The 13,493-nt window shown below is 72.6% G+C and carries 11 protein-coding genes; 3 read left to right on the top strand and 8 right to left on the bottom strand.

Translation table 11 applies throughout. The annotated features are described in order from the left end of the window. Window positions 1-3: 3 nt before the first annotated feature. Window positions 4-4,563 (bottom strand): RHS repeat-associated core domain-containing protein, encoded by a 4,560-nt coding sequence (locus tag ABZ840_RS11585; protein ID WP_361557077.1) that lies wholly within the window; start codon window positions 4,561-4,563, stop codon window positions 4-6. Between the two features lie 185 nt (window positions 4,564-4,748). Further along, a complete protein-coding gene (locus ABZ840_RS11580) occupies window positions 4,749-5,387 on the bottom strand; it encodes a hypothetical protein (protein ID WP_361557074.1) in 639 nt (212 codons plus the stop codon). Window positions 5,388-5,547: 160 nt separating this feature from the next. On the opposite strand from ABZ840_RS11580, the gene ABZ840_RS11575 reads away from it, so the two are divergent. Beyond that, entirely contained in the window at window positions 5,548-5,904 is a 357-nt protein-coding gene (locus tag ABZ840_RS11575) for a hypothetical protein (protein ID WP_361557071.1), read from the top strand. A gap of 34 nt (window positions 5,905-5,938) precedes the next feature. Here the strand turns inward: ABZ840_RS11575 and lysA are convergent, their stop codons facing one another. Next, window positions 5,939-7,276 carry a diaminopimelate decarboxylase gene (lysA, locus tag ABZ840_RS11570; protein WP_361557068.1) on the bottom strand — a complete coding sequence of 446 codons (1,338 nt, stop codon included), beginning with the start codon at window positions 7,274-7,276 and terminating at the stop codon, window positions 5,939-5,941. 110 nt (window positions 7,277-7,386) lie between these two features. Between lysA and ABZ840_RS11565 the strand changes: the two genes are divergently transcribed. Next, complete coding sequence (locus ABZ840_RS11565; RefSeq protein WP_361557065.1) at window positions 7,387-9,075, top strand: helix-turn-helix domain-containing protein; 1,689 nt, start codon at window positions 7,387-7,389, stop codon at window positions 9,073-9,075. 137 nt (window positions 9,076-9,212) lie between these two features. Beyond that, window positions 9,213-9,428, top strand: coding sequence for a hypothetical protein (locus ABZ840_RS11560; RefSeq protein WP_361557058.1), 216 nt, complete (start codon window positions 9,213-9,215; stop codon window positions 9,426-9,428). Between the two features lie 96 nt (window positions 9,429-9,524). Here the strand turns inward: ABZ840_RS11560 and paaE are convergent, their stop codons facing one another. The 5 genes from paaE to paaA are packed head-to-tail and all read right to left on the bottom strand — an operon-like array spanning window position 9,525 to window position 13,488. Beyond that, window positions 9,525-10,640: a 1,2-phenylacetyl-CoA epoxidase subunit PaaE gene (gene paaE / locus ABZ840_RS11555; RefSeq protein WP_361557055.1), complete on the bottom strand. Its 1,116-nt coding sequence runs from the start codon at window positions 10,638-10,640 to the stop codon at window positions 9,525-9,527. Then, window positions 10,640-11,260 (bottom strand): 1,2-phenylacetyl-CoA epoxidase subunit PaaD, encoded by a 621-nt coding sequence (gene paaD / locus ABZ840_RS11550; RefSeq protein ID WP_361557052.1) that lies wholly within the window; start codon window positions 11,258-11,260, stop codon window positions 10,640-10,642. The genes paaE and paaD overlap by 1 nt, the downstream gene beginning before the upstream one ends. Further along, complete coding sequence (gene paaC, locus ABZ840_RS11545; protein ID WP_361557049.1) at window positions 11,254-12,141, bottom strand: 1,2-phenylacetyl-CoA epoxidase subunit PaaC; 888 nt, start codon at window positions 12,139-12,141, stop codon at window positions 11,254-11,256. Before paaC ends, paaD begins: the two co-directional genes overlap by 7 nt. A gap of 43 nt (window positions 12,142-12,184) precedes the next feature. Beyond that, complete coding sequence (paaB, locus tag ABZ840_RS11540) at window positions 12,185-12,487, bottom strand: 1,2-phenylacetyl-CoA epoxidase subunit PaaB (RefSeq protein ID WP_361557046.1); 303 nt, start codon at window positions 12,485-12,487, stop codon at window positions 12,185-12,187. Beyond that, window positions 12,484-13,488, bottom strand: a complete 1,005-nt coding sequence (gene paaA / locus ABZ840_RS11535; protein WP_361557043.1) for a 1,2-phenylacetyl-CoA epoxidase subunit PaaA — start codon at window positions 13,486-13,488, stop codon at window positions 12,484-12,486. Before paaA ends, paaB begins: the two co-directional genes overlap by 4 nt. Window positions 13,489-13,493 lie beyond the last annotated feature (5 nt).

Below are 13,493 nucleotides of genomic sequence, written 5' to 3'. Positions count from 1 at the left end.
CCCTCACTTGAGCAGGTTGTAGTCGATGGTCCAGCCGTTGCTGCTGAGCACTTCCTGAAGACCAGCGTTGTGCGGAAGGCTAGCCACCATATCGGCGATGTGCTGGTCGTACTTATTTCCGAAGCGACTGCGAATGTCGTCGATATCCATCTTCATCGCCTTGTCGAAACGCCCCGCATTGATGAGGTCGCGTTGCTTCTGCTGCCATTCGCGAGCCTCGCGGCCGTAGCCGGTACTGGTCACCAGCCTGTGGTCCGGCTTCTCCATACGGATGGAGGGGCCCATGTGCGGAGTGAGTTTCGGCACGGCGAGATGTTTGTACGCCGACTTGGCCGGCATGTGGTTGATCTCGTTTCCGTCCCGGGCCGGAGTCATGCCGCCGTACCAGCCGCCACTGTCCGTGCACCCCTTGGGAGCCAGGCCGAGCGGATCCGACCAGGTGTGCGGGTTGTCGACGTAGGTTGCCGGGTTGGGGGCGGGGAGGAGGCCGAGGGGGTCGGGAGTCAGGTAGCGGCCCGTGGCGGGGTCGTAGTAGCGGTGGACGTTGTAGTGCAGCCCGGTCTCGCGGTCGGCGTACTGACCCGGGAAGCGCAGCGGCGTGTAAGCGGTCGCGCCGCGCTTCCAGGTGGTGGAGCCCCACAGCAGGGAGCGGCTGCGCCAGGCGATGCCGCCCGTCTCGTCGAGCAGTTCGGTCGGGGTGCCCACCAGGTCGGTGACGATGGCGAAAAAGCGGGCGTCGATCTCCCGCTGCGATATCGCGTCGGTGATCCGCTCGGTCTGGGCCACGGGGTGGAGACCGTCGTGGTCCCAAGTGAGGGTGACTTCCTGCGGGGCGCCGGTGACGGTGGTCGTCTCCTCGATGAGGGTGCCGCCGTCCCACGCGTAGTCCACCTGCTCGGCGACCTCGCCGGCGTCGTCGAGCCGCTGCTTTGCGACGCGGCGGCCGAGGGGGTCGTACCGGTAGCGCCACCGGGTGCCGTCCGGGGTGGTCACCGAGGTGAGACGGTTCTCGGCGTCCCACCGGTAGTGCCAGGTCTCGCGCTTGCCGGAGAGAGTGGTCCGGGTGCGGGCGGTGGGGCGTCCGGCGTCGTCGTGTTCGTAGCGGTTCCGGCCCGCACTCAGCAGCCGCGTACCGGCGTATGAGCGTGTACCCGCCTCCTCCGCGGGCCGGGGCAGGTCGGCCGACGTCTGGTTGCCGGCGGCGTCGTAGGCGTACTGCTCGGTCCAGCTGGAGGCGTGTACGGCCGTCACTCGGCCCATGGGGTCGACGTCGAAGTGGCGCGGGCCGCGCAGGCTGTCGTCGATGCCGACGAGGGGCCCGTCCTCGCGGTAGGTGTAGGCACGGTCGATGCCGGCCACGGACAGGGAGGCGAGGCGGCCCGCAGGATCCCAGACCTGGTCGAGCGCGACCTCCCCGACGGAGCGCCGCACCTCGTGTCCGGCGGCGTCGAAGGCGGATTCCAGCGTGCGGCCGGAGGCGGTCACCGACGTCCGGTTGCCGGCCGCGTCGTAGGCGAACTCCGAGACGGCGCCGGACGGGGTGACCCGGCTCACCGAGCGGCCGAGCCGGTCGTAGATGTGGCGTGTGGTGCGGCCGTTGAGGGTTTCCGTGACAACGCGGCCCATGGGGTCGCGCTCGATGCGCAGCTCGGTCTCCGGCCCGTCGGCGGAGACGAGCCGTCCGGCCGGGTCGTAGGCGTACGCGGTGACGGCGCCGGCTGCGTCCTTCCGGACGGCCCTGCCGAGGACGTCCCGCTCGTAGCGGATGGTCTTGCCCGCCGGGGTGGTGCGGGCGGTGAGCCGGCCCGCCGCGTCGTGCTCATAGCTGACACACCGGTCGTCGAAGTCGCTCTCGGCCACCGGACGTCCGGCCGGATCGAGGGTGTAGTCCCAGGTCAGGCCCTGGGGGTTGGTGACGCGGCTGAGGTGCAGCTCGGTGTCGTAGGCGAATGCGTACCGCGCGCCGTCGGGGTCGGTGCGGGTGGTGAGGAGATCGAAGCAGGCGTACTCGAAGCGGGAGGTGGCACCGGTGGAGCTGGTGTGGCTGACGCAGTTGCCTTCGCCGTCGTACGTCCACCGCTCCTCCGCACCGGTGGGGCCGATGCGTCGGGCCGGCCTGCCCTCGACCGTCCACTCGGTGCGGCTCGTGGCGCCGGCCGGGTCTGTGATCGATACCGGGCGGCCGAAGGCGTCACGCTCGTACCGCGTGACGGCGCCGAGCGCGTCCTCGATCTCCAGGGGGAGCCCGCCCGGGTCGCACGTGACGCTGGTGGTGTGGCCCAGCGCGTCCGTGACCGTGGCCAGGTGGCCTGCGGGGGTGTACGTGTAGCGCGTCACCGCGCCGGCCGGGTCGGTCAGGGCGGTGAGGTTGCCGCAGGAGTCGAATTCGCGACGCCAGATCCCGCCGTCGGCGTCCACGCTCTCGGTCGCCAGGCCCAGCTCGTTGTAGGTGGCTTCGACAGTGCGGCCGTCGGTGCGGGTGACGCGCGTCATGTTGTCGGCCGCGTCGTAGGCGTAGCCGGTCGTGTGGCCGAGGGCATCGGTCTGGGACAGCAGCCGGTCGTTGCCGTCCCATTCGTTGGTCAGCGACTCGCCGAGCGGATTGGTGCTGGAGACGAGCTGCAGCCGCTCGTTGTAGCGGTACGTGGCCGTATGGCCGAGGGAGTTCGTGTACCGGGTGACGTGGTTGACGGTGTCGTAGAAGACGGCGCAGCTCAGAATTCCGTTGATGCCCTGGCCACGGATGCAGCGGTCCTCGTTGTCATAGCTGAAGCGGTACCAGGAGCCGTTCCGATCGGTCCACGAGGTGATGCGCGCGTCGTCGTCGTAGGTGAGCTGGAAGGGCAGACCGGAGGAGTTGTGGATCTCCCGGAGATGGCCGTCGCCGTCGTAGGCGTACCGCAGGATCCGGATTCCTTCGGGGCCCGCGTCCGGACTCAGCAGGCGGAGGCCCGTTATTCGGTCGTCGGCGGTGTCGACGGCGATGTGGTGGCCGCCGGTGTCCCGTACGGCAGCAGGCAGGCCGGCGTCGTCGTACTCGAAGGTGATCTCGTTGCCGTTCCGGTCGGTGATCGACTGGAGGAGGAGGGTCACCTGCTCCGGGACATCGGGGTGGCTTCCCCGCTCCGGAATCGCCGGGGGCGGCGCGAAGCGGCGGGTCAGGCCGGAGTCCGGGTCGGAGATGGTGAACGCGCCGGTGGGGGAGCCGTCCCACTCCAGCGGCCAGCGCGGGCCCGCCGCCGGCATGACGGGGTGCCCGGGTTCGGGGGCGGGGTAGGCCAGGAGCATCCCGTCCTCCGTGGCGAAGACGGCCCCTTCGGCGTCGAGTTCCACGCGCTGGTCGAGTGTGGAGGTCCAGGACTCGCCGAAGCCGCGGCCCCAGCGGTAGGTGGACACGTGCGTGCGCTGGAGAACGAGCGGCAGTACGCCGGGCAGGACGACGTCCGTCTCCTCCATCACCATCTCGCCCGAGACCATGTCGATGGGGTCGCCGTTGAGGCACCGGCCCTTGCTCGGCTTGGCCTTCGCCAGCAGCTTCGTGCCGCCCGCGCGCACGGCGTTGCGCAGCCCGCCGGAGCGTATGGCCTTCGCCGCCGTCTTGAGCCCCGTGGCCGCTCCCTTGAGGCCCTTGACGGCCCCCGCGACCGTGGTCAGGCCCTTCATGCCGGGGATGCAGTCCAGCGCCGCCATGCCGACGTCGAAGAGGCTGGCTTTCCCCTTGGCGAATTTGGACAGCGTGTCGGCGAGGACGACCACTGCCGCGACGACCACGATGGCGGCGAGGATCGGGCCACCGACGATCATCGCGATGATGCCGACGACGGCGACGATGATCTTGCAGACGGAGACGATCGCGTCCCAGTTGTCGGTGACGAACTTGACGATCTCCTCCCACCAGCTGCGGTTCTGGATGCCGGCGTCGGAGGCTTCGTCGAGTTTGTCCTGGCAGACCCGGGCGGCGTCCTCGCGCAGCTCCTTGGCCTCGGCGGCCATCGCCTTGGCGGCGTCCAGGGCCGACTGGGCGGAGTCGACCGATCCCTGGGCGTCGCTGCGGGCGGACGAGGCCTGCTGGGCGTTGCGGGTGGCGGCACGCACCTTGGACTCGTCCGGGGCCTCGGGGCCCTTGGCCTTGTCGTACGCGTCGGTCTTGGCGGTGGCGGTCTTGACCCAGTCGGTGGCCGAGTCCAGCCGGCCCTGGGCGGCGGTGAGGTCGGCGCGGGCTTCGCGGCCCTTTTTCAGGGCGCGGTCGGCCAGGGACTGGGCACGTTCGAGCTTCGGCCAGTAGGCGGCGATGGCATCGCCGGCCATGTCGTAGGAGGTACGCAGCTTCCGCAGGTTGCCGGGGACGCCGTCGAACTCCTCCTTGAACTTCTTCGCGGAGCGGCCGGACCACTTCTGGACCGCGTCCTCGGACGCCATGTTGCTGATCTGGCGCAGCGCGGTACCGACGTCCTCGGCGAAGTCGTGGAGCTCGCGGGCGAGTTTCCGCACCCGCTCCGGATCACCGGGAGTCGGGTCCCCCTCCAGGTCCAGCACGTGCCAGTCCGTCGGCCGATGGCCCACGTCAACGCCCCCGTAACGTACTCGATTTCAGCCAACGTGATCTTGCGGGACGACCCTAAACCCTCATCACTCACATGAGCGAAGCGAAGTTCGGCGGGCCCATGGATCCGGGCGGATACGGGTGGAAACGGCCTGGTCGGCGGGGCGTGAGACGGGTGCGGTACGGCGGGGGCGTCACCCGCACGTCATACGAAGCGGAACGTGGAGGTGATGGCGTCGAACATGTCGAAGAAGGAGTCGGCCAGGCCCAGTACCTGGCTGCTGCCGGACACCAGCGCCACCGTGCCCTGCTGTTCGGGGACGGGAATGAAGGTCTGCATGAGCACCGCCCGCATGGTGCGTTCGTCGCCGGGGACGGCGATGTCCTCGATCCCGCGGGTCCGCGCCACGGTGCCCACCTGCGGGATCTCGACGGTGCTGACCTCGCGCCACGCATCGCCCTCGCGCTTCGCCTGCCGGGGGGTGATCTGCTGGGCGATGAGCTGTGGGTCGGTGGGCAGGATCTCGCCGTCGTCGGTCTGTGCGCCGATGACCGACACGGTCACCGAGGCGGTGACGGGCGCCTCGCCGCCGAAGGACTGCGCCATGCAGCCGCAGTACAGCGCACCGGACTGCCAGGCGTCGCGGGAGGCCTTCCGGAGGAAGGTGGTGAAGGCGTCCCGGTGGTCGGCCAACTCCGGATGCTGCCGGATGCGTTCGTTGACGAGCTGCCGGATGGTGTCGTCGCGCGAGGCGGGGCGGATGTCGAACTCCCACCAGGACTTGGGCACCTTGATGTGGAACCCGCTGCGCTCGATGGTCTGTGCTTCGCTTCCACGGCTCATCGTCCGCTCCCCTCCGGTGACCCGATTCCGGCAACCCGATCTTGTGGCCGAGCGGCCCACCCTACGGCCGCGCAAGTCAGCGCTGGCGCGGCGGTGGGTGCATGCGCCTACGCTGGCTGCTCGCACGACCGCATGGCGCATGAGGCGTGACGCATGAGGCATGACGCACGACCGCGTGAGAGCACTGCTGCAGGGGAGGTTCCGGGTGAGCGGCGACGAGGAGCGGCTGGCGATACCGCTGAGCGAGCTCGAAGGCTTTGGTGACCGGCTGCGATCCATCAAGGGCCGCATGAACGGCACCAAGAAGATGTTCGAGTCCTACTCGGAAGACATCGGCGACGACGGCGTCGTGGGAAGCCTGGAGAGCTTCGAGGGCAACTGGGAGGACGGCCGCGGCGACATCGACAAGCAGCTGACCGGACTGGCGGACATGGCCGACAACGTCTACCGCGAAGCGACCAAGGTCGACCTGGACCTCGCCAAGCAACTCGAGAAGGGGACCAAGAACAAGGGGTGACCTGCCGGTCTGCCCGGGAGGCGGCGCCCTGCGGCTACGCCTCCCGGGCCGCCCGTACGTTCACTCGGTCCGTCCGTACGTCCACGTCCCGGCGCAGCAGGTCCTCGTACGTCTCGCGGCGGACGACCTCGTGGGCCGTGCCGTTGGCGCAGAAGACGACCGGGGGGCGGCGGGCGCCGTTGTAGTTGTTGGAGAGGGAGTAGCAGTACGCGCCGGTGACCGGTACGGCGATGACGTCGCCGGGGCGGGGGTCGCGCAGCGGCACGTCGCGGATCAGGGTGTCGCCCGACTCGCAGTGCCGGCCGACCAGGTCGCAGGGGTCGCCGCCGCCGACCCGCGCGGCGACCGTGGCCTCGAAGCGCTGCCCGTAGAGCATCGGCTCCAGGTTGTCGCCCATGCCGCCGTCGACCGCGACCAGCGTGCGCGGCCCCGGCTTCACCGTCACCGCGCGGTAGAGGGTGAGCGCGGCGCCGGCCACGAGGGAGCGGCCGGGTTCGATGATCAGCCGGGCGGTGTCCGGGAGCTGCGCGCGAGCCGCGTCGGTGAGGGCGCGGACGTACTCCTCGACGCTCGGCGGGGCGTCGTCGTAGGTGTAGCGCACCCCGAGACCGCCGCCGAGGTCGTACACCGCGTGCTCGCCCAGTTCGCCGAGGGCGCCCAGCGCCTCGACGGCCCGGGTGAACGGCGCGGTCTCCAGCAGCTGCGAACCCACGTGGGCGTGCAGCCCCTCCAGGCGCAGCCGGTCGCTCGCGCGCAGCCGGGCGGCCGCGCGGACCGCGTCCGGTACCGCCAGGCCGAACTTGGCACCGCGGTGCCCGGTGGCCATGGCGGCGTGCGTGTCCGCCTCGACCTCCGGTATCACGCGGAGGAGGACGCGCTGTTCCGCGCCCGCCGGCACCAGGCGCTCCAGGCGGTCGATGTCGTCGTTGTTGTCCACCACGATCGTGCCGGCGCCCGCCTCGACGGCCATGGTCAGTTCCTCGTCGGTCTTGGCGTTGCCGTGCACGACGATGCGGGCCGGGTCGGCGCCGGCGGCGAGCGCGGCGGCCAGCTCGCCGCCCCCGGCCACGTCGACGCCCAGGCCCTCCTCGGTCAGCACGCGGATCACCGCCGTGCAAGGGAAGGCCTTGGAAGCGAAGACAGCTTGGCCGTTCGGCCAATGCGCGGCGAGGGCGCGTACGTACTCCCGGGCGCGGGCGCGCAGGGCCGCCTCGTCCACGATCACGGCCGGGGTGCCGAACCGCTCGGCGAGGTCGGTCAGCCGACAGCCGCCGACCACCAGCTCACCGTCCCGGTCCAGGTGGGAGCCGGTCGGGAAGAGGTCTACGAGGTCGGCGGCGGAGGCCGGAACGGGCCGGTCGGTCACGGTCACGGGTGCGGACTCCTGTCGCTGCGGCGGCGGGGGCGGTGGGCTGCGCGGCTATCGTGGCAGGCCGCACGGGCCGGCACCCCGGCCGATCGACGCAGGAAGCGAGGGGCACGTTGTCCGATTCGACAACACCGTCCGATTCCCACAAGCCGTCGCGTGCGGCCTCGGCGGCCGGCCGGGGCCCGGGCGAGCCGCTGGGGGAGCGGGCCGCCGGTACGCTGCGGCTGCTCGTCGAGGGCGCGCCCGGTGTGCTCGCCCGTGTGCGGGCCGCTCCCGCCGGACTGGACGTCCCCGTACGCGGCACGGTGATCCACGATCCGGGCGACCCGCTGCCGCCCTCGCCCGCCGCGGTCCTGCTGCTCGTCGGCACGGACGTGACGGACCCGCGGGCCTGCGCGGTGGTGCGGCGGGCGGCCGAGCGCGGGTTCACCGCCGTGGTGGTCAAGGAGCGCGGCCAGGACCCGGCGCGGCTGACCGAGACCGCCGTGGCCTGCGGGATCGCGGTGCTGACGGCCGGGGACGCGGTGCCCTGGCGGCAGGTGGACGCGGAGCTGAGCTGCGCGCTCGCGGCGTACGGGATCGGCGGCGCGGCCGGCGCGGCACCGGCCGGCGGCGCCGAACTGTTCGCGCTCGCGGACACCCTCGCGGCCGTCGCCGGCGGCTCGGTGGCCATCGAGGACCTGGACCAGAACGTCGTCGCGTACTCCAAGGTCACCGGCCAACGCATCGACACCCTGCGCGAGCGCGGCATCCTCCAGCGCAGGGTCCCCGACATCCCCGAGCAGCGCCGCCAGTACCGCGAGGTGCTCGCGGCCCCCGGCGTCGTCCGCTTCCCGGCCTGCGGCGACGAGCTGGCGCGTGCCGCCGTCGCGGTACGGGCCGGGGCGCTGCCGCTCGGCACCCTCTGGGCGATCGAGCCGGCCGATGGGCTGTCCGACGAGGCCGCCGCCGCGCTCCGGGACGCCGCCCGGCTGGCCGCACCGCACCTGCTGCGGGCGCTGCACTCGCCGGAGACGGAACGCCGGCTGCGCCGGGACGCCTTCCGCGCGGTGCTGCACGGCGCGGGGCCGCCGGCGGACGAGGCGGCGGAGCGGCTGGGACTGCGGCCGGGCGAGGAGTTCTGCCTGACGGCCTTCGCGCCGGAGCCCGGCGCGGGCCCGGCCGGCGCCGCGCTGCTCGGCCACCTCGAATCGGTGCTGGTGCGGCACTGCGCCGCGCACCGGGAGGCGGCGACCGTGGCCGCCACGGTGGACGCGGCGTACGTGCTGCTGCCCGCCACCGGGGCCGCGGCGGCCCGGCGGTTCGCCGAAGCGGCGCTGGCCGTCGTCCGCCCGGCTGTCGGCGACGGCGTACGGGCCGCGGTGACCCGCCCGCACACCGACCTGCTGCAGCCCGCCGCGCTGCGCCGGGAGGCGGACGACGTCCTGCGCGCGACGGCCCGCGACGGACACGTGCGCCCGGCGGCCGCCTCCGAGGACGTCCGCCACCGGATCCTGCTGGACCGGCTCGGGGACGAGCTGGCCCGGGACCCCTGGCTGCGGCTGCCGGGTGTCACGGCCCTGCTGGCGCACGACCGCGAGCAGGGCACGGACTACGCGGCGACGGTCCTGGCCTGGCTGGCCGAGGTCGGCGACGTGGCCGCGGCCGCCGCCCGCCTGACGGTGCACCCCAACACCCTGCGCCACCGCCTGCGCCGCGTCCGCGAACTCTTCCCCCTGGACCTGGCCGATCCGGACGTACGGCTGACGGCGTGGCTGGAGCTCAGGGGGGCGGCGTCGGTCCCCGGGCCGCGGAGGCCGTGACCGCGTGGGTCCGCCGGGCGAGCAGCTCGGGAGTCCTCTGAGTGGTGTGACTTTCGCCTGCTTTGGGAGGCGACGTGACTTTTCGCCGCGCCGGCCCGTTGACGGGGCAATCGATGATCTTGTGCTGGAGGAAAGACATGCGTGCTCGGCTCGGGTTCACCACCGTCGCCGTCTCGATCGCCGCGGCGGCGTTCGCGGGAAACGTCGGAGACACCGCGGGAGACGTGTCCGCGACGGGAGACACGTGCGCGGCGCAGGACGTCCATGTCCTCGACGTGCCGGTCAGGGCCGTCAACGACGTCTGCCGGATCAAGGGCCATGTGACCGACGGGCTGACCGAGATCGTCGGCTGACGCGGGCGCCCGGCCGCACCGTCGGTGGTCGGCGCGGCCGGGCACCGGCTGTCGAGGCCGACCGTCGGCATCAGCTGTCCTGGTCGACCGTCGGCGTCAGCTGTCGAAGTCGACCGTCAGGGTGTCGGAGGCCGGGAAGGTCTGGCAGGTGAGGACGTAGCCCGCCTCGACCTCATTGGTCTCCAGGGCGAAGTTGCGGCGCATGTCCGCCTCGCCGTCGCGGATCAGCGCGCGGCACGTGCCGCAGACGCCGCCCTTGCAGGCGAACGGGACGTCCGGGCGGGCCTGCTGGGCGCCGTCCAGTATGGCGCGGTCGCGGGGGAGCGGGGAGGTGGTCGTCCGGCCGTCGAGGGTGATGGTGACCTGGCTGACCGGGCCGTCGGCCGTCGCCTCTTCGTGCCGCGCCTCCCGCACCGGCTCGTCGTCGGCGTAGAACAGCTCCTGGTGCACGCGGTCCTCGGGCACGCCGAGGCCGGACAGCACCGCTTGCGCGTCGCGGACCATGCCGTGCGGGCCGCACAGCCACCAGTGGTCGGCGTCGGCCACGTCGACCAGCGAGCCGATGAGCGCGGAGAGGCGGTCCGCGTCCAGCCGCCCGGAGAGCAGCTCGGCCTCGCGGGGCTCGCGGGAGAGGACGTGCCCCAGCTGGAAGCGCGTGGGGAAACGGTCCTTCAGGTCGGCCAGCTCGTCGGCGAACATCACCGTGGACGTACGGCGGTTGCCGTAGAAGAGCGTGACCCGCGAGGCCTCGTCGGCGGCCAGCACGGACGCGGCGATGGAGAGCATCGGGGTGATGCCGGAGCCGGCCGCGATCAGGACGTGGTGGCCGGGCACGGTGAGGTCCGGGGTGAAGAAGCCGGTGGGCGCCATCACCTCGACCACGTCCCCGGGACGCACGTCGTTGACCAGCCAGGACGAGAACAGCCCGCCGGGTACGACGCGTACGCCGATACGCGGAGTGTCGCCTGCCGGGGCGCAGATGCTGTACGAGCGGCGCTCGTCCCGGCCGTCGATCTCCCGGCGCAGCGTCAGCGACTGGCCCGGCGCGAACGCGAACTCCCCGGCCAGCTCGTCCGGTACGTCGAAGGAGACGGCGGCGGAGTCCTCGGTCAGCTGCTCGACGGCGGCGACGCGGAGGGAGTGGAACGCCGGGCGCCGGCGGGCCGGGGCCGCCGCCGGGGCGGAGGAGGCGGGCGCGGTGGGGGCGGTCATCAGATCTCCTTGACGTGCTCGTACGGTTCCCGGCAGCTGCGGCAGCGGCGCAGCGCCCGGCAGGAGGTGGCGCCGAAGCGGGAGAGCTCCTCGGTGTCGGCGGAGCCGCAGTGCGGGCAGGGCACGGCCCGGCGGGTCGGCGAGAGGTCCAGCAGGACCGGGCCCTCCGTGCGGCGCGGGGCCGGCCCCGGCGGGGCGATGCCGTGCTCGGCGAGCTTGCGGCGGCCCTCCTCGGAGATCCAGTCCGTCGTCCACGGCGGGTCCAGCACCGTCTCGATGCGGACGTCGGCGTACCCGGCGGCGCGCAGCCGGGCCGCGAGCGTCGCCCGCATCTCGGCCATGGCCGGGCAGCCGGAGTAGGTCGGGGTGAGGGTGGCGGTGACCGAGCCGTCCCCGGACACCTCGACGCCGCGCAGGACGCCCAGTTCGGCGAGGCTGATCATGGGCAGCTCGGGGTCGACCACCTCGGCGGCGATCCGCTCGGCGCGGGTCACGGGCGTCTCCGGCGCCACGCGCAGGGCGGCGGCGTCGCGCGCCGACCCGCCCCGAGCAGCCGTGCCGGCCGATGTCATGCGGCGGTGAGCCGTGGTGCCGTGCGGTGCCGTACCCATCGTCACCACGCGGCTTCCGGGTGGGCCCGGGCGAGCCCCTGCAGCTCCGCGAGCAGTGGCGCCAGGTGTTCCGTACGGTCCCCGGCCCGGCCGGAGCCCGGCACCGGCGCGGCCTCCTGGGCCGTCAGCCCGGCCGCCTCCGCGACCTGGGCGAGCACCGCGCGGGTCGCCTCGGCCGCCTCCGCCGCCGGTGCGCCGAAGCCCTCGCAGGTGCGGTCCGCGTACAGCTCGTCCAGCCAGGGGGCCAGCTCCGTCCAGGCCGCCGTCATCCGGCGGTGCGACTCCGCCGTTCCGTCACCGAGCCGGACGACCCACTCCGCCGCGTACTGCCGGTGGTACGTCAGCTCCTTGACGCCCTTGGCGGCCACCGCCGCCAGCACCGGATCCGCACAGCCGGCCAGCCGCTCGAGGACGGCCAACCGCCACGCGGACTGCACCAGCAGCCGGCCGACGCAGAACGCGAAGTCGCCGCGGGGCAGTTCGGCCAGGCGTACGTTGCGGAAGTCCGCCGCGTCCCGGAAGTAGGCGTACGCGTCCTCGTCCCGGCCCGTGCCGTCGGCCTGCCCGGCGCGGGCGTACAGCAGCCGGGCCTGGCCGAGGAGGTCGAGGCCGATGTTGGCGAGCGCCATCTCCTCCTCCAGCTCGGGGGCGCGGGTGCACCACTCGGCCAGCCGCTGCGCGGTGACCAGCGCGTCGTCCCCGAGGGCCACGCAGGCCCCGGCCAGCTCCGCGGCGTCCACGCCCTCGGGCAGGGCCGTCGGCACGCCGTGCAGCGGGTCGGCGAAGCCCGTGCCGAAGGCCCAGCGGGCGTCGCCCTCGTCGCCGTCGGCCAGCGAGAGGTACACGTGATCGTCGGCCGCTTCGTGGGCCTCACTGATGTCGGCTGCCATGTCTTAGCTGCTCCTGGTCGGGTCCTGATCGCGTGCCGGCGGGCTAGATGTGCGGGACGTCCGCCGGGATGTCGTAGAAGGTGGGGTGGCGGTAGACCTTGTCGCCGCTGGGCTCGAAGAACGGGTCCTTCTCGTCCGGCGTGGACGCCGCGATGTCGTCGCTGCGCACCGCCCAGAGGGAGACGCCTTCGTTCCGCCGGGTGTAGAGGTCCCGGGCGTGGGTGAGCGCCATGCGGTCGTCGGCGGCGCGCAGCGACCCGACGTGCACGTGGTTCAGCCCGCGCTTGCTCCGTACGAAGATCTCGTACAGCGGCCACTGGCCCTTGGTGCCCTGGTCCCCGCTCATGCGGCGTGCTCCTTCTCGTCCTCGCGGGCCCGCTCGGCCTGCTTCGCGGCGTGTGCCGCCGCTGCTTCGCGCACCCAGGCGCCTTCCTCGTGGGCGCTGCGGCGCCGGGTCATCCGCTCGGCGTTGCACGGCCCGTCGCCCTTGATGACCCGCATCAGCTCGGCGAAGTCCGGCGTGCCGAAGTCGTGGTGCCCCCGCTCCTCGTTCCACCGCAGCTCGGGGTCGGGGAGGGTGACGCCGAGCAGCTCGGCCTGCGGCACGGTCATGTCGACGAACTTCTGGCGCAGCTCGTCGTTGGAGTGCCGCTTGATGCGCCAGGCCATCGACTGCGCGGAGTTCGGCGAGTCGTCGTCCGGCGGGCCGAACATCATCAGGGACGGCCACCACCAGCGGTTCACCGCGTCCTGCACCATGTCGCGCTGCGCCTGCGTGCCGCGCATCATCGTGCGCAGCAGCTCGTACCCCTGGCGCTGGTGGAACGACTCCTCCTTGCAGACCCGCACCATGGCCCGCGCGTACGGGCCGTACGAGCTGCGGCACAGCGGGACCTGGTTGCAGATCGCGGCGCCGTCCACGAACCAGCCGATGACGCCCACGTCGGCGAAGGTCGGGGTGGGGTAGTTGAAGATCGAGGAGTACTTCTGCCGGCCTTCCAGCAGGCGCTGGGTGAGGTCGTCGCGGTCCGCGCCGAGGGTCTCGGCGGCGGAGTACAGGTACAGGCCGTGGCCCGCCTCGTCCTGGACCTTCGCGAAGAGGATCGCCTTGCGGCGCAGCGAGGGGGCGCGGGTGATCCACGCGCCTTCCGGCTGCATGCCGATGATCTCGGAGTGGGCGTGCTGGGCGATCTGCCGGACCAGCGTCTTGCGGTACCCCTCCGGCATCCAGTCCCGCGGCTCGACGCGCTGGTCCCGGGCGATGGTGCGGTCGAAGTGCGCCTGGAGGTCCTGCTCCGGGAGCGGCGCCGCGGTGTCGCCCGGCGACGAGGATGCAGAGCTTGGCATGTCCA

The sequence above is a fragment of the Streptomyces sp. NPDC047117 genome (assembly GCF_040643545.1).
GTDB lineage: Bacteria > Actinomycetota > Actinomycetes > Streptomycetales > Streptomycetaceae > Streptomyces.
The sequence above is the reverse complement of the archived record's forward strand: the minus strand, read 5'-3'. Positions and strand labels throughout refer to the sequence as shown.